The 21,264-nt window shown below is 53.7% G+C and carries 13 protein-coding genes and 1 pseudogene; 5 read left to right on the plus strand and 9 right to left on the minus strand.

Annotation, left to right across the window (positions count from 1 at the left end):
• Positions 1-6: 6 nt before the first annotated feature.
• The 3 genes from ACY1JZ_RS15965 to ACY1JZ_RS15975 are packed head-to-tail and all read right to left on the minus strand — an operon-like array spanning position 7 to position 6,311.
• Entirely contained in the window at positions 7-4,404 is a 4,398-nt protein-coding gene (locus ACY1JZ_RS15965) for a carbohydrate binding domain-containing protein (protein WP_462630073.1), read from the minus strand.
• A gap of 44 nt (positions 4,405-4,448) precedes the next feature.
• The gene (locus tag ACY1JZ_RS15970; RefSeq protein WP_270169881.1) at positions 4,449-5,327 is read right to left on the minus strand and encodes a carbohydrate ABC transporter permease; all 879 of its coding nucleotides are present in this window, start codon (positions 5,325-5,327) and stop codon (positions 4,449-4,451) included.
• A gap of 15 nt (positions 5,328-5,342) precedes the next feature.
• Entirely contained in the window at positions 5,343-6,311 is a 969-nt protein-coding gene (locus ACY1JZ_RS15975) for an ABC transporter permease (protein WP_442954875.1), read from the minus strand.
• 131 nt (positions 6,312-6,442) lie between these two features.
• Here ACY1JZ_RS15975 and ACY1JZ_RS15980 point away from each other — a divergent pair, with 131 nt between their 5' ends.
• Both ACY1JZ_RS15980 and ACY1JZ_RS15985 read left to right on the plus strand, forming a co-directional pair.
• Complete coding sequence (locus tag ACY1JZ_RS15980; protein ID WP_462630075.1) at positions 6,443-8,155, plus strand: sensor histidine kinase; 1,713 nt, start codon at positions 6,443-6,445, stop codon at positions 8,153-8,155.
• Positions 8,156-8,164: 9 nt separating this feature from the next.
• A complete protein-coding gene (locus ACY1JZ_RS15985) occupies positions 8,165-9,784 on the plus strand; it encodes a response regulator (protein ID WP_462630076.1) in 1,620 nt (539 codons plus the stop codon).
• Positions 9,785-9,885: 101 nt separating this feature from the next.
• Here the strand turns inward: ACY1JZ_RS15985 and ACY1JZ_RS15990 are convergent, their stop codons facing one another.
• Positions 9,886-11,631 carry an extracellular solute-binding protein gene (locus ACY1JZ_RS15990; protein ID WP_462630078.1) on the minus strand — a complete coding sequence of 582 codons (1,746 nt, stop codon included), beginning with the start codon at positions 11,629-11,631 and terminating at the stop codon, positions 9,886-9,888.
• Positions 11,632-11,873: 242 nt separating this feature from the next.
• Positions 11,874-12,584 carry a beta-glucanase gene (gene bglS / locus ACY1JZ_RS15995; protein WP_462630079.1) on the minus strand — a complete coding sequence of 237 codons (711 nt, stop codon included), beginning with the start codon at positions 12,582-12,584 and terminating at the stop codon, positions 11,874-11,876.
• Between the two features lie 243 nt (positions 12,585-12,827).
• Between bglS and ACY1JZ_RS16000 the strand changes: the two genes are divergently transcribed.
• Both ACY1JZ_RS16000 and ACY1JZ_RS16005 read left to right on the plus strand, forming a co-directional pair.
• A complete protein-coding gene (locus tag ACY1JZ_RS16000) occupies positions 12,828-13,547 on the plus strand; it encodes a TetR/AcrR family transcriptional regulator (protein ID WP_462630081.1) in 720 nt (239 codons plus the stop codon).
• Complete coding sequence (locus ACY1JZ_RS16005) at positions 13,544-14,821, plus strand: MFS transporter (RefSeq protein WP_462630082.1); 1,278 nt, start codon at positions 13,544-13,546, stop codon at positions 14,819-14,821. Before ACY1JZ_RS16000 ends, ACY1JZ_RS16005 begins: the two co-directional genes overlap by 4 nt.
• 159 nt (positions 14,822-14,980) lie before the next feature.
• Here ACY1JZ_RS16005 and ACY1JZ_RS16010 read toward each other — a convergent pair whose 3' ends face one another.
• The 3 genes from ACY1JZ_RS16010 to ACY1JZ_RS16020 all read right to left on the minus strand — a co-directional run bounded on the left by ACY1JZ_RS16010 (position 14,981) and on the right by ACY1JZ_RS16020 (position 16,771).
• Entirely contained in the window at positions 14,981-15,265 is a 285-nt protein-coding gene (locus ACY1JZ_RS16010) for a HesB/YadR/YfhF family protein (protein WP_462630083.1), read from the minus strand.
• Positions 15,266-15,336: 71 nt separating this feature from the next.
• Entirely contained in the window at positions 15,337-15,693 is a 357-nt protein-coding gene (locus tag ACY1JZ_RS16015) for a HesB/IscA family protein (RefSeq protein WP_462630084.1), read from the minus strand.
• A gap of 115 nt (positions 15,694-15,808) precedes the next feature.
• Positions 15,809-16,771 (minus strand): helix-turn-helix transcriptional regulator, encoded by a 963-nt coding sequence (locus ACY1JZ_RS16020; protein WP_462630085.1) that lies wholly within the window; start codon positions 16,769-16,771, stop codon positions 15,809-15,811.
• Between the two features lie 123 nt (positions 16,772-16,894).
• Here ACY1JZ_RS16020 and ACY1JZ_RS16025 point away from each other — a divergent pair, with 123 nt between their 5' ends.
• On the plus strand, positions 16,895-17,815 hold the full coding sequence (locus ACY1JZ_RS16025; RefSeq protein ID WP_462630087.1) for an NAD(P)-dependent oxidoreductase: 921 nt from the start codon (positions 16,895-16,897) through the stop codon (positions 17,813-17,815).
• A gap of 79 nt (positions 17,816-17,894) precedes the next feature.
• Here the strand turns inward: ACY1JZ_RS16025 and ACY1JZ_RS16030 are convergent.
• Positions 17,895-21,224 (minus strand): annotated as a pseudogene (locus tag ACY1JZ_RS16030) (amino acid adenylation domain-containing protein); the annotation flags it as partial.
• Positions 21,225-21,264: the final 40 nt, after the last annotated feature.

Genomic DNA, 21,264 nt, shown 5'->3' on the forward strand with positions numbered 1-21,264 from the left:
GAATATTTATTGGGCAGGCCCAAGATGGATCAGGCTCACATCAGATAGCGTCACCACGGTCTGACCGTCGGCGGCTCCCGTGATGTTCCCCAGATCGAAGGCCAGTCGTGTATTCGGATAGCTGTCTGCGGTCACATCGAACGTGAAGGTGAAGACCTGCTCCTCTTCGGTCAGATCCACCTGTGCGCCATAGTAACCGTGATATTCATAGTTGGCTGCTGCATCCACCCAGCCGATGCCCAGCCCCAGCTTCCTCGCTTTGTCCGCCTTCGCCTTGAAGGTTACCTTGTAGCTTGAGCCTTGCTTCATCGCAAAGCCCTCATAGATGACTTGGCGATCCCATGGATTGTTCCCTGCATCTCCAACATTAACTTGAAGCTGCCCATTCACAACGTTCATCTTGAGCTGGCTCTGGTCATTGCCAGCCACATAGCTGAACCAGCCCTCCGTTCCTTTGACAAAGCTACCGTTAGCAATCAGATTCACATGGACGGGCTGTCCACCCTGATCTGCGCTCGGATTGACCTCGAACAGCGTGATCTTGTCCAGCGCAACCGTATGAGCGGCTAATGCCTCCTCGCCTTGACCCAAGCCGATGGCCAGCACCGCCGCAGCATCCGATTCATTCCCCATGCCGAAGGTGTAGGAATAACGCTGCTTGTCCTTGCTCAGTTGAAGCTGCTGATCCAGATACTTCGTGTACTGGCCGCTGCTCTGTGACACCGCGACATGCAGCGAGCGGGCCGCCGACGCATAGGCATCGAATTCCAGACGATAGTGCTTGCCTGCCTCCAACCCGAGATTGCCCTGCTGGAGCAGGCTGTCCCACCACTCTTCCTTCGTCTGCTTCTCAGGCAGGCTGATCTGCAGCTCCCCTTGCTCGGAGCGCGCGGCTTGCAGGCTGCCCGGAATCAGTGCCCATGGCGCCAGATCGGAGACAAAGCCGGCATTTTGAAGCTTGTTCTCGGAGATGTCGACCCATAGTGTGTTGTAGTCAATACCCTCAAAGTCAACATAGTAGCTATGACCCGCCTTCAATAGCGCTGCCGGGAAATATACGGTCTTGTACGTCTGCCAGCCTCCGGTGTCGCCCAGGTTGAGCACTGACTGTACGACAGTCTGACCTTGCTCGTCCTTCATGCTGAACCGGACGGTCGAGCTGGTCTTGCCGCTCGCCATACGAGCGGACAGCATGTATTGCGCATCCCGTGCCACGTCAAGCTTATATTGCAGCAGATCGCCTTCGTCCATATAGCCGACGTGCTTGCCGCCTTCACTGGACGCCTCGACCTGCAAGCCCTGCATCGTCCAGGCATCCGTCGCCGCTACATGGGCATATCCGTCAACAGAGATCGGATGTCCGCGCTTCACCAGACGAACATTATCGACATATACCGTTCCCTTCTCTCCGCCAAATAGCAGTCTCAGCTCCGACTCCAGCGCCATGGCACCATCACCGACCGTGATTTCTCCAGTAAAGCTGCGCATTTCCGTTCCTAGATTGAATTCTTTACCTTTAATGACTTTAATTAGATTTTCCTCGCTGCTGACAACATCCAGCTCCATGCTCCGTGGCGCATCCGCCTTGGCATCGAAGGAGAAGCCGTAGGTCGTATTAGCCTCCAGCGGAACGTCTGGCTGCACCACAGCCACCTGGTCTGGCGCACCGTTCGTGTCCGTGACGTGAACCACCAACTGGCGCTCCATGATCGGGAACTTGAGGAAGTTGTTGACGCTCACGCTGGCTGCTGCGTCCTGTGCGATGCGGCTCGTCCAGAAGCCCAGACGCTGCTTCCCTTGGTCGAATGTGCCATTGTAGATCAGATTGCCATCAGGCAGCGCCTTCCGCTCCACAACGAGCGAATCTGCCTCTCCGATGTCAACCAGGCGCACATTGGCCAGGTATACTGTATCGGTGTTCAATCCCAGGTTAAACTCGAACCGGGCATTATTATCCGAGCCGGCCCGCATATTGAACGTGTACTCGTAGGACTTCCACTCGGTTGTCAGCGCGAAGTTTTGCTCGCCCGAGTAGTTTTTCCAATCCTTCTGGAACTGATTGACCTTGGACATGATGTTGCGGTTGGCCGAGGCCTTCGCATCGAAGGTCACCTTGTACTTCCTGTTTTTGAGCATGTACATCGGCATCTGTGTGAGCTGTACCGAATAGTTCTGCGTCCCCTGGTTTGTGATGGATATTCTGGCCGCCTTGCCCTTATCCTTGTCATCCACTATCTCCACCGAGCCTGCCCCGTCGGCGTTCGTAAGCAATTGCCACTGGCTAGGCACGCCGTCAGCTCCCACTTTTCCAGTGAAGGTATGGTTGTAGATCTGATTGCCGTCTGCTTGCGGCTCGCGCTGCTGCACCGGCTTCGGCGGGTTGTTCGTCACATCCGGCCAATCCTTCAGATTCTTGTAGGCGTAGACCCGAACGAAGTCAACCTTCATCGTCTCCGATTCGAAGTCCGGGTTCGGCGAGCCCGGCCAGTCGCCGCCTACTGCCAGATTCAGAATCAGATAGAACGGGCGGTCGAACGGCGCTGGATAGGTGTAGTATTCCGGCTGTCCGATCGCCTTCGTCTGCCAATCGGTCACCTCATGATGCAGCTTGCCATCGACGTAGAAACGAATCACGCCCGGCAGCCATTCCACCTGAAAATCATGATATTCATCGGCAAAGCTCTTGCCATTCGCCAGCGTCGTGCTGCCCTGTTCATGACCATGCGAGCCGTCAGGCTGGATGCTGTCGTAATGAATGGTGCTGTAGATGCGACCCTTGCCCTGCTCGCCACCAATCAGCTCCATAATATCGATCTCGCCCGATGCCGGCCAGCCGCCATAATGCGCCTCATCCGTCGGCATCATCCAGATAGCTGGCCACATGCCCTGCTGAATAGGCAGCTTCGCGCGCACGACAACCTTGCCGTATGTCCAGTCGCCCTTGCCCATCGAGATTAATTTGCCAGAGGTATAATCCTCGCCCTCCTTGCCGCCCCGCTTCGCCTCGATCTGCAGGACGCTTCGCTGCTGATCCTTGACGATGCTGACATTGTTCGGGCTATAGTATTGCAGCTCGTTGTTGTACACCAGCCCGGTATCCATGACACTCCACTTGGAGCTGTCGACCTGTGTCCCGTTGAACTCATCCTTCCAGACGAGCTCCCATTGATTGTCCGGTATCGTCGTTGCAGCTACAGGCTTGTCACCGCCAGTTGCAGGCACGTAGACCGAGCCGCCCGACACAGCAGGGGCCTTGTCTCCCTCAGGCTGAATGGACGTATGTGATCCAGACGACGCTTCCTTGCCATTAACCACGACGTTATCCGCCTCCACGATCAGCTCTGTGATGGAACCCTTGGCAACCAGCGTCGAGCCCTCCGCTCCCCCGGTCAGTCTCACCGTGCCTGCGCTGCTGTTCGCAGATAGCTCGATGTCGGCCTGCTGCAGCACCGTCAAGGCGCTCAGCTTGCTCTCGTCTGCAACCACCAGCTTCGCAGGCGTTCCCTGCTTGTCCAGCGTCACCTGATTCAGCTTCGAGCCGGTGATATTCACGGTACGACCGCCCTTGATCAGGACATTCCCGGTTACGCTCACCCCTTCGAGCTGGATCGAGCCGTCACGGATGCCCTCGGCCAGCACCAGATTGCCATCAACCTCGATGCCCTTGAGCGCCGCCTCATTGCTGCGGATAATGACATTGCCCTTGACCTTGTTATGTACTTGTTGAGCAGGATCGGTCACAATATCGGCAATCATCGAGGACAGCAGCACAGCGATCTCCGCGCGCGTGATTGGCGCCTTCGGCTGCAATTTGCCATTGTAGCCTCGGAGCACCTGTTCATTCACCAGATAGGCAAGCGCTTTCGTTGCATACGGCGAGATGCTGTCCTGATCACTGAACTTCTTGAGCCCGGATTCATCCTCCTGCTCCCCCGACAGTCCAAATGCGCGGTCAATCATCACCGCAGCGTCCTCTCTGCTCACGGGCTGCTCCGGCGACAGATGCCCGTCATTCGTTCCCTGAATAATTCCTGAGCCATTAGCACGCATCAGCGCGGAGTAATACCAATCACGATCCGCCACATCGGCGAACGTCGCCCTGCCTTCACCTGCGAAGTCGAATGCCCGATCGAGCACCACCACCAGCTCGGCGCGGGTAATGGTACGGTTCGGCTTGAATTGCTGATCTCCGTAGCCATTCATTAATTCGAGCGCTTTCATTTGCGCGACTGCGGATTGCGACCAATGCCCGGACAAATCCTTGAACAGAGTAGCAGCCGTCAGGCTGCTCTCCTGTTCATCGGAATCCATTCGTCCCTGGCCGTCCTCGGCTGCGCTGATCATCGGACTCATCAGCGTTACCGTCATACAACCTGCCACTAACATCGATAACCATTTCTTCAATGTCTTCTCCCCCTAGGATTCCTATCATCCGAATGCTTGCATGCTTATCCTTTTACTGCACCAATAACTAGGCCCTTCACAAAGAAACGCTGTAAAAATGGGTACACGAGCAAAATCGGAAGCGCGCCAATAAAGATCTGCGCTGCCCGCACCGTGCGCTGCGAGATGTTCTCCAGCATGCTCGGATCTACATTGATCTTGCTCAAATCCTGCTGAACGATAATCGTCTGAAGCAGCGAAGCCAGCGGGTAATCCTTGATGTCCGACATATAGATCATCCCGTCAAACCAGGAGTTCCAATGGTACACCATGGTGAACAGGGACAGCGTCGCAATCGCCGGCAGCGACAGCGGGATGAAAACCAGCACTAAGGTTTTGAACTGTCCGGCTCCGTCCAGATAGGACGCCTCCTCCAGCTCCTTAGGCAGACCGCGGAAGAAATTCATCATCAAGATGACGTTCCATACCGACAGGGCTCCGGGGAGGATCAGCGCCCAGATGGTGTCCATCAGGCCGATCTTCTGAATCAGGATGTAGCTCGGAATCAAGCCCCCGCTGAACAGGATGGTGAATACAAAAAACCAGGTATAGATGGAACGCCCCTTGAACATGCTATCCTCCTTCGATAAGGGGAAGGCGGTAACGAGCACGATCGCCATCCCGATCACCGTAGCCAGAATGGTACGCTGGGCAGAAATCATGAGTGAATTCAGAAAGTTGGAATTGCCGAATGTCTTCACATAGGCATCTGTTGTGAACCCGATCGGCCAGAAGCCGACCAGATTCGCAGAGGCTGGCGCCATGCTGCTGAACGAGACCGCCAATATGTGGACAAGCGGCAAAATACAGAGCAGAGACAGCAAGCCGAGAAAAATATAGTTCGCGATGCTGAACAATTTATATCCCTTGGATTTGTAATACACGTGAATATCTCCTTCCTAGAACACCCGGTAATTAGCCAGCTTGTAGGCAAGCCTGTACGAGGTAATGATTAGAACTGTGCCCACGATGGACTTGAACAGTCCGACCGTCGTTGCAAAGCTCATCTTGCCATTCTGAATCCCCATCCGGTAGACGAAGGTATCAATAATGTCGCCCTTATCGTATACGAGTGAATTGTACAGATTGAACACCTGGTCGAAGCCTGCATTCAGAATATTGCCAAGCGAGAGTGTCATCAGTACAATCGTAATCGGCATGAGCGCCGGCAGTGTGATGTGCAGTGTCTGCTTCAAGCGATTAGCGCCGTCCACCTCAGCCGCTTCATACAGCGCCGGATTGATGGCAGACAGGGAAGCCAGGAACACGATCGTTCCGAAGCCGAATTCCTTCCACACGTCGCTGACAATCAGCGTCACCCGGAACCAGGTTCCGTCACCGAGGAAGAAGATCGGTTGTCCGCCAAACGCCACGATAAGCTGATTGACCAGGCCGCCCTGCGGAGAGAGAATATCGAGCAGGATGCCCCCGAGAATAACCCATGACATAAAGTGAGGCAGGTACACCAGCGTCTGGGTTACACGCTTGAATACCATCAGACGCACCTCATTGAGCAGCACGGCAAAGGTTAATGGCGCGACCAGCCCGGCTACAATTTTGAAGCCTGCAATGACGAGTGTATTCCAGATCACCTGACCTACATCCGGGTACAGAAACAAGAAACGGAAGTTGTCCAGTCCCACCCATTTGGACCCCGTGAAGCCTAGATACGGCTTGAAATCCTGAAAAGCAATGACGATACCAGCCATCGGCACATACTGAAACACAATCGCCAGTACGACTGCCGGAATAAGCATCATGTGCAACGGCCAGTTGCGACGAATGTTCCAGCGCTGTTTGGCAGCAAGAGATCGTCTAGGGTTGCTCTTTTGTTCTACACTATGACCTTTCACCCCAACATCCTCCATGTCCTTGAAATTTGTCTTTTCTAGGCCGTTCAGACCTTGTATAGTATGATTATATCAACGGCGATTAGCGATCTATATCCTAATATTGCAACAACGATATTGATATTTTAACGAGATTTGGAGGTTTCACTGTGCTTACCCGCCTCAATGTGTTTACGAAAATTTCGCTGTTGTTCGTGCTGCTGCTTCTGTTCGTACTGTCTCTGTACACCTACTCCAATCTGGAGAGTGTCCGTGTCATCGAGCAGGAGATTCAGACCAATACGACGAATCGCCTCCTGACCTTCTCTGAGTCGGTGGAGTCGAATTTGTATCAACTGTCGCTCTATGGCATGACGATCGGGCAGGATTCCAGCATTCAGGAATATCAACGCCCTGATTACAAGGATAGTCCGTATGAGCGTGCCCGGTTAAGCAGCGCCATATTGGAAAAGATGAACCTTTACAATGCAGCCAGCAAGTGGCATTCTACAATCACGTTGTTTTTTCCGCGGATGAATAAAGTACTTTCCAACGATTATTACACGTCAATCCCCTACCGGGACGACGAGTTCATCCAGCCATTCTCCAAATCATGGTTCTATGACGATGACAGCTTCGTCTGGTACACTACTGAGCCAACAACAGCGATGAGCGACCCGACCAAGGCTCGTCTCATTACTCGCATCAGCTTTCCGGTAAAGCATCTGACGACGCTGCTTGATCAGAACAAGCTGAACAATAACGGCGACCCTTTTCTGTTTCATCCGAAGCTTGGGTTAATCAGCAACAGCACGGCCGATGCGGCGTTGACCACCCGGTTAACCGAGCAACTGCAACTGGAGCGATTGGACGACAAGGGCGGCTTCCGCGCCAAGGTGGGCTCGACGGAATACTTCGTATCCTATATCAAGTCAGGCAGCCTGGATTGGTATTATGTGGACTATGTGCCGATGCAGCAGATACTCAAGCCGATTACGAGCAGTCGCAATCTGTTCTATGCGTCTGTCGCTGTTCTCGTCGTCATGAGTGCGATTGTGCTGTTCGCGCTATATCGCAGCGTCCAGCTTCCGCTGCTGCAGCTTGTACGGGGAACCAACCGCCTGTCTACAGGAGATTTCTCCGTGCGCCTGAACTATTCGGCGAGCAAGGAGTTCAATCTGGTGTTCGTCCGCTTCAACATCATGGCTCAGCGCATCCAGGAGCTGATCGAGAATGTATACGAGGAGAAGCTAAGGCGACGCGAGGCGACGCTGAAGCAGTTGCAATCGCAGATTAATCCGCATTTTCTCTATAACTGTCTGTTCTATATTAAAAATATGGCCCGCTTGAAAAATGAGCAGGCGGTCGTCGCCATGGCACTGAATCTGGGCGAATATTTCCGCTATATTACGCGATCGGAGAATGATTGTGCGACGGTGCGCGAGGAGTTGAAGCTGATCACGAATTACCTGGAGATTCAGTCGCTTCGCCTGGAGCGGTTGAATTTCTCGATTGAGGTTCCCGATGAGCTATTGGATAAGACGATTCCACGGCTCACCCTGCAGCCGATCGTAGAGAATGCGATCCTGCATGGCCTGGAGCCGAAGGAGGAGGACGGCCAGCTCCGGATCTATGCGGAGTGCCAGGACAACAGCTATACGATCTATATCGAGGATAGCGGTGTCGGCATGTCCCGGGAGCAACTGGAGCAGATGAGGTTCAAGCTGCGCAAGCCTCTGGATGAGAATATGGGCTGCGGAACCTGGAATGTCCATCAACGGATGAGCTATCTGTTTGGCGAGGAATCGGGTCTTACGTATAGCCAGTCCTCGCTGGGCGGCGTCAAAGTCGCCGTCACATGGCAAGATAATACCAAGGAGTAGGTGAATGAAATGCTGCAATTATTAATCGTTGACGATGAACGCTCTGTCGTGGAGACACTGGCCGAGACGATTCCGTGGGAGGAATGCGGGATCGGCGCTGTCCATGAGGCGCTGTCCGGGACGATGGCGCTGCAGGTGATGGAGAACCATGCGATCGACATCGTCATGACAGATATACGAATGCCCGGTATGTCCGGGATTAACCTGATTACCGCGATTCGGGAGCGATGGCCGCATGTGCAGACGATCCTGCTCTCCGGCTATGCAGACTTCGAGTATGCGAAGCAGGCCATCACCCAGGGGACCTTTGAGTATCTGCTCAAGCCGGTTCGCGATGAGGATGTGATCGATTCGGTTACACGCCTCGTCAGACGCATTCAGGAGAAGTGGGAGACGGCGGCCTCCTATCAGAAGGCGATGTACACGCTGCAGGAAAACCTGCCGTTGCTTCGCTCTACCATGCTGAACAAGCTGCTAACGGGCAAAACCTATTCCGAGTCCGCCCTCGCGGACAAGCTGAGGCTGCTGGAGCTGCCTTATGCCGAAGGCGATTCATTCGGCATGCTCATGATCCGTATGGAGGAGCATCTATCCGAGATGGCTGACAAGGACATGGCGCTGATGGAATATGCCATCTGCAATATTGTATGCGAGGTGATGCAGCCGCATTTCTATACCTGGCACACGCGGGATGCTCATGATTACATCATCGTGCTGGCGCGACCTACTGGCAAGGGCAATCCTACGAAGACACTGCTGGAGCAATATGCTGCCCAGATCCAGACCAATGTCCAGCTCTATCTGAAGGGAGCCATCTCGGTGATGGTGGGGAGCTGGGGGCGATTCCCCCATCAGATTCGGGAGGTCTACGATCGTGCGGTCTGGTCGATGCGCAAAAAAATGGGACAGGGGCAAGGCTTGTTCGTGACAGCCTCCGATGAGCCGGAGGACGAGCCGACACATACCATTCGCTCGCTCTATGAGCCGCCAACACTGCTGAGCCTGCTCGATGCGGGCCGCTTTGACGATGTGGAGAAAAAAATCCGGCACATCTTCGAGGAATTGCTGCATTCGAACGAGCATCATGATATTGCCGAGCAGATGATCGAAGTCTACCATGTGCTGGCCGGCGTGTTCGCCTACATCATTCATAAAAACGGCAAGCAATTGTCCGCAGTGCTCCCAGGCGAGTCCTACCGTTACTTCCAGGCGCCCAGCTACACAACGGCACAGCAACTGCTGGATTGGTCGATTCGTACCCTCCATCATATTCAGGAGGATACCGAGCAGGAGCTGAAGGACAACCATAGCACGATCGTCCGCAGTGTCAAGAGCTTCGTCGACCGCAATCTCGCTGGCGATGTCTCGTTGCCTGCCATCGCCGATCATGTGCATCTGCATCCGGTCTATCTGTCCAAGGTGTATAAGGCCGAGACAGGCGAGGCGCTAACCGCTTATGTGTATCGCTTGCGGATGGAGAAGGCTGCCTTCTTCCTGCGAACCTCTGCTGCGAAGGTATTCGAGATCGCCGAGTTGATCGGCTACAACAACACGGCCTACTTCATTCGCGTATTCAAGAAGTTCTATGACATGACGCCGCAGGAATATCGCGACAGCTTGCCCGTGTAGGCTCAGGTGATACCACGCATACTTCGCTGCCAAACCAAACAGCAGGCGCTTCAAGGACATGATGTCTCTAGAAGCGCCTGCTGTTATGGTGTGTGTACGGTTTATTTGCCGCTTACCGATTGATACCACTCGTTAACTTCCTTCGTGATCTGGTCTCCGCCTGCGGATTTCCATTTCTCTACAAAGGCATCGAACGAATCAAGCGGTGCTTTGCCGTAAATAATCTGTGAGAAGGTGTCCTTCTCCATCTTGTCCAAAATATCGTTATTCATCTGCATCGTTGCTGTCGGAGCACCGGTGAACATGCTTGCAATGACAATATCCTTCTGAGCCATAACGATCTGTGACGCCTCGATCATCGGCTTCGGCACACTGTTCGCCAGCTTGATCTCGAATGGAGTCGTAGGCTCTTCGCCACGGGCAAGCTTCTCCAGCGATGTCATATTCAAGCTTGGAATACGCGCGCCGTCAAAGGTAATCGTGTACTTCTCAGGTGCGAAGCCGCCCGTATGCGCTGCATCTGTTGTCGGCTTGCCATCAACCATCACCCAGTCGTAGCCTTCAGCCAGGCCGTGCTCGAACTCGCCGCCTGCCTGCGGATTGGCAAAATTGTCGAACAGGTAGTTCTGATATTTAAAGAAGGCTTCCGGGTTTTTCATATCCTTGTTGATTAGAATGACACCGTTGCCGTTAGCCGTGCCGCGACGGCCTGCTTGTGCATTCGGACCGGCAGGGATCGGATACGCCTTGTACTCCGCTTCCGGGTTATTCTTCTTCACATCCTCCAGAGGCCATGCCGGCATCCAGTACGGTCCTACAACAATTCCCGCACGGCCAGCGGTGAAGTCCTCTGACGCTTTCGCTTCGTCATATACGCCTGCTTCTGCAGAGATATAGCCCTTGCTCATCCAGTTCTGCAGTGTGCCCAGCGCCTGCTTCGCACCCTCGCTTACCGAGCCGTACTCAAGCTGTCCATCAGCAGTTTTGTTCCACTGGTTCGGCATCGTGCCATAAGCGCCGAATACCCAGCCGGTATCGGACATCCAGGTGTTAAGGAAGTTCTTGAAGCCAATCGCCAGACCAAATGTGTCCTTCTTGCCGTTGCCATCAGGATCCTGATTCGTGAAGGCCTCCATAATCTTCTCCAGATCCGCCAGCGTCTTCGGTGCTTCGAAGTTGAACTTCTTCATCCAGTCCTCGCGAATCCACATGACAGGGTCGCCGTTGTAGGAATAGTCAAGAATCGGAATTCCGATCCGCTTGCCATCCTGCATATTCGGATACCATACTGTAGGGTCCTCATTCATAGCCGCTTTCCATGTATCGCTGGCATATTTGTCGAACAGCTCGCCCCCGTCTACAAACTTGCCGGATTCGATTAGCTCGCGTACCAGATTGAAATCGCCACGATAAGCGATAACGTCAGGCATCTCCGCATTGGAAGCCAGCGACAAGCGCAGCTTGTTCTCAAATGCATTGTTCGTGGATGGAGAAATCCACTGATTCTTCAGCTCAATACCCAGCTTGTCCTTCGCCCATTGCACATGAACGTTATTGTTCTGGTCCTCACCGGACTTGAACTTTACATCCGGCCCCCATGGTCTCAGATACGTGAGTGTAATGGGCGGATCATACTTGCCATCCTTCATCGTCGCTTGCGAGCCGGCGCTCTCTGTATTTGTCGCCTGGTTCGGCTTGTCATTTCCCGAACCGCTAGTGCCACACCCGCTCAATACAGCGGATACGGTCAACACACACGCCAGCAACATGCCGCCCATCCGTCTTTTTTTCGTTACGTTCAACTGCATTTCCCCCAGTCCGTGTAATATGATTACAACAACAATCATAATGAATTCATCCTATAACTGCCCATACTAACATTGCAACATTTATTGCATTTATTTAGGATGTTGGATATTGAATATCTACCTTTAATTTGTGCAATCGCTTTAATTCCATGCGTATAGGAACACAAAAGCAGCCTCCAGGGGCTGCTTTTGCACGGCTTTGTACGGCTGCTCATGCCTAGGTCGTGTCTGAAAACCCGTCTTCGACCAGATCTGATCCGTTCAGAGTGTTCAGTTACGCCCTAGTTGCTCGTATATTTCACCCAATCGTATTCGGCATACAGCGGGTTCGCTCCGTTATAAGAGCCGAGCCAGCTATCCACGCCTACTCCATTCCAGATGTTCATCATAATGTGGCCTGGTGTCGTAGGAATATTCCTCGTTGCAGTATGCTTCAGCACCCCGTCAACATACCATTTGATATATCCTGGCTGCCAGTCAAAGGCATAGGTGTGGAAGCCCTGTGAGGCATCAAAGCCGAGATCAACGATCTTCTCATTGCCTCCTGCCCCATTGGTGAAGTAGTTGAATTGCACCTTGGTCGTATCCTTCCCGAGAAACTCAATATCAATCTCATCCCATTGCGTGCCATGGGAAGGGCCGGTGTAGGTGAAGAAGGAGGAGACAATGCCTGTATTTTTCGCTGGCTTCATCGACACCTCATAGAGCCCATATCCATACGTATTGTTGGAGCGGTATTCCCCGCAATCAAATTTATTGTAGGCGGAGCTCGTCAACCCGAGCTTCATGGTGCCATTGGAAAAGTTAACATTGTTTGCACGCCACGTACAATTAAACATGCCCCCATTCGAATAGCCGTTGGCCTTATGCCACGTGCCGGAATTAAAGTAAGTCAGTGGCTCCCAGAACACGTAAGCCGCAGATGCGCTCACAGCCAGCAGCAAGGAGAGCATACCGGTGGTTACCAGTGTTACCCATGTTTTCTTTTTCATGCTACACCTCCACATTTAATTAAGTGACCTGAAAGAGCTCCCGCGGTAAAACGCTTTCATTTCACTCTTCTATTGTAGCTATAAGAGAGGGGTTTCACTATAGCAATTTTAAAAGGAAGGATATTCAATTTTTAAGCAAAAACGACAATTCAGCACTTCTCTCAAAAAAAGATTGCAAAATGAACCGAGTGTCATTTATATTAAATGAATCGCAGTTCATTTTACATCAAAGGAGTAGATAGGATGTCACCCAAGCTATCGGATCATCAGAAGGAGCAGCGAAATGTGCAGATTCTTCAGGCAGCCAAGCGAGTGTTCGCAGAGAAGGGCTACGGAGCGGCAACGTTGAAGGACATCGTCGAGGAGGCCGGAATGAGCCGGGGCTGGATTTACCTGTATTACCAGACCAAGGAGGAAATCTTCGAAGCACTGCTTGATCTGCAAGATGAGCAGTATGAACAGTATCTTGAGGAGCTCATTCACTCCTCGTCATCGATATGGGAGGTCATAACCACCCTCTACTCACAGCAGCTTGAGGAGCTGCTTCACGACCCCCTTACCGGACTTCACCCCGCCTTCTACGAGTATTTCCTGGTTCGCTCACGGGACGAGGGGCGCCGTGCATTGCTGATGAAGCGCTATGAGACGGGAATCGCCCGATTCGCAGGGCTGCTGCAATTAGGGGTTGAGCGTGGAGAATTCACTACGACTAGGGATGTCATGGACATCTCCAGGCTCGCAGCCTCCTATCAGGAGGGCATCACGACGCATGCCATCACGGTCGGAGCGCACAACGCCAAGACCGCAATGCAGTTCGATGCGTTAACGGCATATCTGAACGTTCTGCTACGGCCGGTACTCGCACCTGCTTCTGTACAAGCATCTGCACCTGTACAAGCATCTGCACCTGTACAAGCATCCGCACCATTGCATACCCCCACAGATGAGGAGAGCACGAAATGAACGCATTGTTTCGCAATCCAACGTTTCGCAAGCTGTTCTTCGCCACCTTTACCTCACAGCTTGGAAGTGTAGTCGGCACGATGGCCTTCGCCTATTACATGGTCGATCGGTTCAGTGAACAGCCATCGTATGCAACGCTAGCGGAGCTGATGTACTCGCTGCCCACTCTGGTCGTATTCTGGCTTGTAGGTGTCATCGCCGACCGATTCGACCGCAAGCATATTGCCGCCTACAGCGACTGGATTCGCGCCTTTCTGACGCTGCTGCTGCTGCTTGTGATTCATTATGATCTGTTGTTCGTCTGCTTTCTTATCCTGTTTTTGCGCAGCGCGATCTCGAAGTTTTTTGGTCCGGCCGAGATGGGGCTGCTGCAGGGCAGTATTGGCTCCGAGCAATACGTGCAGGCCTCCGGGCTGAACCAGATCATCACGAGCATTTTTATGCTGTTTGGCATGAGCCTGGGGGCTACGGCCTATCATTTCATCGGCATTGAGGGAGCGCTCCTCATCGATATGTTCAGCTTCGTGTTATCCGGCCTGCTGCTCTCCTGGGCAGACTTCCCGGACCATGCCCGCACCCCGAATGGGAGGCACCGGGCTCGCGATCTCCGCTTCTCACTGGTGCTTGGCGACTTCTGGGAGGGGATTCGCTATATTGCCCACAATCGACTGCTGCTGGTGCTGATCAGCGGCTTCCTGTTCTTCGGCATCGTGAACGGCGTCTTCTCTGTCCTTCCGATCTTCGCTATGAAATATAAGCTCAGTCCTGACCAGTACGTCGTCCATTCCTCGCTCATTACGGTCTTTCTGGGTATCGGCTTTCTGGCAGGCAGCATCATGGGGCCGCTGCTCATCCGGCGCTTCACGCGAACGCCAATCCTGCTCATCGGTCTATTCCTGTCTAGCCTGCTTATCGCGGGGCTAGGCGCCGCAAGCCAGGTGGAGATTTACTTCACCCTGGTCCTTGTAGCAGGGATTGTGATCGCCCCGATTAATATTGCGCTGGGAAGCTGGCTGCCAGAGCTGGTGCCTCCACAGCAGATGGGACGAGTGAACTCGCTCATCGAGCCTGTCATGATGCTCGGCCACTCTATGGCGCTAGGCGCGATCGCGATCGCCTTCCCAGCATGGATTAGCGTTACCTGGCTTCACATTGCATTGGCGCTCTGTAACATGATGGTTAGCTTCTTATACTTGACCTTTCTCCCTCCGCTTGTCCGTGGTGCGGCGGGTTCCAAGGCCAAGCAGGCGGGTGCTGTGGAAGCAAGGCATTAGGGCAAGCGCCTGATGAAGATCGAAAGACCCTCTCTGCTCTACTAGGGCTTGGCTGGCCCAAGGAGCAAGGAGGGTCGTAAGACGCCGCGCCCGTTCGTGTGCGTGTGCTCGAGGTTCCTGACAGTCTGGTCTGCATATTCGGGGCTACGATTCGGCGATTCACTGTGCTGATTTGTGGAGCGTGATTCCATCCTCATCACAATCGATCTGTAGAAGGGCATTGTCCAATATCCAGGCATCCGTGCGCTCAACAAAGAAGCGAATGCCTGCAATGGAATGCTCCCACACGGGGTCGATCGGGATCGCGTGAGCATTTAAGCCCACGGTGAAGGCGTCGGGCGCCCCTCCGGCATATTTGCCGTAGATTCTGACCTGCCCACTCTCCAGATCCCAGTCCCGCTTGAAGGAATGAATCGCTTTATCTGAGACGACCAATGATTTCATTGCCAACCCTCCTCCCTTGTTTCTCAATCTAGGTCGTGTCTGAACACTTTGAACGGGTGTTCAGACACGACCTAATCACACTTCTTCACTTCGCCGCGATAGCCGGCTATGCGGAAGCTGGCTCCGCATCCACAGGACACCTTCGCATTGGGATTATTCATGACGAAGCCGCCTGTCATCCCCATATCCGCATAATCGATCACTAGCCCTTCCACAAACCGGACTCGATCCTCATGCACACGGATGCTGAATTCACCTTGATCTAGTATGATGTCTTCCGTATTTAGCTGCTCATCCACCGTCAGCGAGTAGGATAATCCGCTGCAGCCCCCTTCATCGATGCCTACTCTCAAGAACGCTCCGGGCAGGTCAGCCCCCTCGATAATCTCTGTTATTTTCCTTGCTGCTGCTTCGGTAACCTGAATCATAGCTCATCCCTCCATTTTACAGTGCGTATAGGCAAGACGATCCTCGCATCGGCTTACTTATTAAACATTTCACTTTATAAAGTAAGGGTACTCTCCGATTCTAACTTTGTCAACATTATTGTTGAAAAAGTGATTTATCCGCATAGCGCAGCATCATTTCCCGCAGCTTGCCTGCCATCTGCTCCCGCACCTGCTGAGGCTGGAGCACATGAGCATCCGTACCCAGACTGAGAAAAAAATGAACGGCCCATGATGTATAGGACAGGCTCATGTTGGTACGAATCTTCCCTGAACCATCTTCATAACGTTCCATCGCTGGCGCGAGCCATAGGTCGGACTGGCATCGTCTTACACCCTCTGGCGTCAAGTCAACCTCAAGTACGAGCGGCTTGTCATCCTCGTCACGAGCTATCCATGTCTGAATACTCTCCTCCGCTATATCTAGCCTGCCACTCTGATCCACTTCAAGCTCTAGCTCCACTACCCGGTCAACCCGGAATACCCGATAATCCTCCGCAAGGAAGCAGTAGGCCTGACAATACCATAATCCATTGCTTGTGTAGATGCCCAGTGGCTGAATCAAACGCTCGCGACTCGTTCCCCCTTCATAGCTTATCCTTATCAAGCGCTGCTCCAATGCCGCTTCCAGCATCTCCCGCAAAAAGGGCACCTCAAGCTCATGCGGCGGAACCCAGAACGAGAGTCTATGCTGCATTCGCTCGATCTTCCCCTTCAGCTCACTGGGCAAATAATGAATGAACTTGCGCAATGCGCCGTCCACTTCATTCTCAAAGGGCAGCGACTTGTAATTTCTCAACGATTGGCAAGCAAAAAACAAAGCCAAGGCCTCATGCTCTGTGAAGCTGATAGGCGGCAGCACCCTCTCCCGCAGCACTCGATACCCGCCCTTCGCTCCTACCTCGGAGTATAGCGGAACACCAAGCTCGCTTATTTCCGACAGATCACGTATCATCGTCCGCCGGGATACCCCGCATTCGTCGGCCAGCTCCTGGATCGTAAATCTCCTGCGTTCATTCACCAACATGATTAAGTGGACGAGTCGTTGTGCTTTGTGCATAAGCGCTCCCTTGTTAGATATTTTCTGAATCATGCCACTCTTTGTCACTATTATCCCTTATGCTTGTTGTCGAGGTCAATCTTGATGACTTATACCACACATTACATTTGGGAGGAACAAGGGATGAATAACGTAACATTGATCGGTCTGGGTGCCATGGGAGGCGCCATCGCGCACAGCTTGCTAGAGCGGGGATACGCCGTAACGGTATGGAATCGCTCCGTCGAGAAGGCTGAACCGTTGGTTAGCAAAGGAGCTATATTGGCTCCAACCGCCTCCGCCGCGATTCACGCCAGCAGCGTCTCAATCATCTGTGTATCGGATTATGAAAGCTCGTATGAGATACTCGCTACGCCGGAAGTGGAGAGCCGTCTGCAGGATCGCACCCTGCTTCAGCTCACGACGGGAAGTCCAGAGCAGGCGCGGAATCAAGAAGCATGGGCTCGCTCCCACGGAGCCAGCTATATCGATGGAGCCATCGCCGCATCACCAGGCCAGATCGGCAGCCCGGAAGCAACGATATTCACCTCAGGCGCTCGGCATGCCTTCGATGCCTGCCGACCGATCCTTCATGCTCTGGCCGGCAATGTGCCCTATTACGGGGAGCAGGTTAGTGCTGCGGCTTCCGTAGATCTGGCGTTTCTCTCCTACCTGTTCGGCTCCTATATCGGCTTCTTTCATGCCGCTCGCATCCTCGAGTCGGATGGCCTTCGCGTGGATGACTTCGGCTCCATGATGGCCCAAGTCTCCCCTATGATGGGCGCCGTGCTGCAATACGAGAGTGAGATCATTCAGCATTCCAACTACGACAGCCCACAAAGCTCGATCGAAATGTCGATGGTGACGGTTAATCTGCTCATGGAGCAGGCGCGGGAACAGGGGATGAACAACCAGTTCCCTGCATTCCTTCAGGACCTGTTCCATCAAGCCCTTCAGGCAGGCCTCGGCAAGCAGGATGTGGCCGCACTTGTGAAGGTGTGCGCTAGCACCTGCTGCCGGAACAGAAGATACCTGTCAAAAAACTGTCCGACCAGCGAGTTTTAAGTAGGACTGCCGCAACTGGAACAGCCCAAGAATGCTATAACAACATTCCTGGGCGGTTCCTTCAAGCTATCCTTCCATCTTATATCTCACACGCCGCCTTGAGGAATGCCTTCCTGACTTCTTCCACATCAATCGTGTAGCTGCATCTGAAGGAGAATATAAACCCGTCCTCATAAGACGCTGCAATACAGTTAAACAACGATTGGAGCGGCAGCGGATTCGGCTGCTGCACGACGGTATCGTCGTAGTTGTCCTGCACCGCCCCCTTCACACGATTGCCCATATAATTAAACATGAACATGTCCAGATGCTCAAACTGCTCCCCGAACTGAACATACCGCTTGACCCCAGACCAGTCATATCGACAAGTCGGATCAATGAGCAGATGCATGAAATTAAGGTTGCGCTCCTTCAACAGCTCCAGCCGAGCATTGGCAGAGCGCATAATCTGATCCGGCTGCCACCCTGCGTCCATAAAGAGCGGTACAAAATCAATACATTCTCCAACGGTATTATAGTACGTGTATTGTTCATATCTCCGCCCATCGTATAAGAACAGCAACGGAAAATGCTCCATCCCCAGGTAGGTCTGCAGTCCCTTCGTATAGATTGATAGCGCATGACCCATAGATTGCTCCCTGGTCGGAAGCGCCACGCTGAACGAGAGCGATTCATCACTCGTCCGATGTGCCAGCCGCTGCAGGGCATCCTGCTTGCTCCGGTGAAAGGCTCCCAGCTCATAGGTTGATATTAATTCCTGCTCGCTAATACGCTGCGGGCCTCGCTGTACCTGCCTCACATAGTCAGCAAAGGGCTTCACCTCTTCAGAAGGCCGGGCTTGGTGAAGCAGCAGATGTCTGTAGCAGGAGATCAGTTGCCGCTCGACGATCTCGGTGGTCACCCGGTCACAGATCGCATGATGCAGCATTCCGATCACCACATGCTCGCGCAGGTTCCGCTTGATGACAAACATCTGATGCAAGATGCGCTCAGGATGGTAACGCGTATGTTGAAGAACATCCTGCAGCATGCCCATAAATAGACCGTAGGAGCCGGACTCCGATACATCGATCAGACAAAGCCTCGGCATAGAGGCGGCAGGGAAGGCGTACTCCCGCCAATTCAGGCATACCTCCCCTTGGACAGCAACGCTTCTCAACAGCCCTTGCTGCTCCACTAGCCGCGCATAGGACTGGTCGAGCAGCTCGACATCCACATACTCATCCAGCTTGAAGGATACGATGGAGGGCTGCGTATGGAAGCGGATCTGCATCTGCTGGATCGCCCCAAGCGGATATTCCTGCGTCACCTCTCCTGATCGAATCTGCCGGTCGACTTGTTCATAGTCTGCCTCTAGCCGCGCGCGAATCGCATTGACCTCTTCTGCATCGACCTCCTCCACACCTAGATGCCGGCACAAGGCATCCTCATCCATCGTTTCACCCGGATCAGCCTCGAATTGCCGTTGCAGCGACACGATATAGTGAGGCAGGAGATGCTTGGCCACCCTCCCTCTCATCATCTGAACGAGACGATCCACGCGATCGCGCTCCACATCATCACTGTACAGGACATGCCAATGATTCGTCTCTCCGAATACATCACGGACCGGATAGGAGGATAGCTCGTACTTGCCCTTCGTTTCCCGCCGCAGCCAGGACAGGAGCATTTCCTTCGATTCTATGAGCCCCGCCTCTTCCTCCTGCTGCACGGATTGAAGATGAGCAGCAAGCGCCCGAATCGACTGATAGTGATAAATCTCGGATAAGGTCACCGGACAGCCTGCCCGTTTCATCCTCGACATTAGTGTCAACGCCTTGAGAGAGTGACCGCCAAGGTCCAAGAACCTGTCCAGAACACTCAGGCTGGGGACAGCCAATACCTCCTGCCATATGTTCACCAGCCTGGCCTCCAGCTCCGTCGCGGGCGTATCTGGCTCTGCCGCGGTCTGCCAGCTCTCCTCTGGTAATGGCAGCGCCTCGCGATCCACCTTGCCATTAATCGTCAGGGGGAGCTTCTCCAGTTGCACAAGATAAGAGGGCATCATATAAGCGGGCATCTGATGCTCCAGTGCAGCCCGCAGCTGGCTAGCTGTCAATTCGCGATCCGCCACGTAGTAGGCGCATAGCTGCTTCTCTCCGCGCTCCTCCCTGACAAGCGCTACCGCCTCTCGCACACTCTCCACTGCCGCAAGCTGCGCCTCAATCTCCTCCAGCTCGATTCGATAGCCGTTCATTTTCACTTGCCTGTCGATTCGCCCCTTGAATTCCAGCGTACCATCTGTCCGCCAACGCCCCCAGTCTCCTGTCCTGTAGCAGCGCTCTCCTGAGCGGAACGGACTCGCAATAAACCGCTCGGCAGTCAGCTTCGGCTGATTCAAGTACCCGCGCGCTACTCCTTCTCCGCCAAGGAGCAATTCACCCCATCCCCCGGCATGGACAATGTTCATTCCTGGGTCAACCACATACACCGCTGAACCGTTGATCGGACGCCCGATCGGAATGGAGCCGCTCTGCTCGCCTTCGATCCGATAGGCAGTCGAGAATGTTGTATTCTCTGTCGGGCCATATACGCTCATCAGCTCCAGGTCAGGAAGATTGCGTAGCACGCGATTGATCAGCTTGACCGATAGCGTCTCTCCCCCGACTAGCAGCGTCTTCAAGCCACTGAACAGCCTGCTGTCCTGCTGGGTCAATTGATTGTAGAGCGGTGTCGTAAGGAACATCGTTGTAATGCCGTAAGCGTCGATCGTCTCCTTCAACTGCTCCGGGTTCAATAGAGCCTCGTGGTTCACCAGACATAGCCGCCCACCATTGAGCAGCGCTCCCCATATCTCGAAGGTGGAGGCATCGAACACGACAGCTCCTGTCTGTAATATGCGCGTCGTTTCATCCAGGGCAATATAGTTACAATTTTTCACCAGCCCAATCACATTCCGGTGCTCAACCATCACACCCTTAGGCATGCCGGTCGAGCCTGAGGTATAGATGACATAGGCCAAATCATGCGTACCCGCGACTGACTCTAGATTCGAACCATCCCTGTGGTAGACCCGGCTGTCATTCAGATTCAGCGTATTCCCGAGGAAGGCCGGGTACCCCAGATGATCCTGGGTGAGCAATAGCTTCGCTCCGGAATCCTCCAGCATATAGTGGATGCGAGCCTCGGGATAGCCAGGATCAATCGGCATGTATGCCCCCCCGGCCTTCAGGATCGCCAGGAGGCCCACGATCATAGCCAGCGAACGGTCTGCCATAATGCCGACCGGTTGATCCGGCTGGACGCCCTCCGCCCGGAGAGTCCGCGCCAGCTTGTTAGCGCGCTCATTCAGCTCGCCATAGGTCAACTGCTGTTCCCCGAGCACGACGGCCAGATGACCTGATCGGCGTTCCACCTGCTCCTCGAACAGGTGACAGATGGATGAGTTCCGCTGCTGGATGCCAAGCGGA

The organism is Paenibacillus sp. J5, assembly GCF_054955055.1.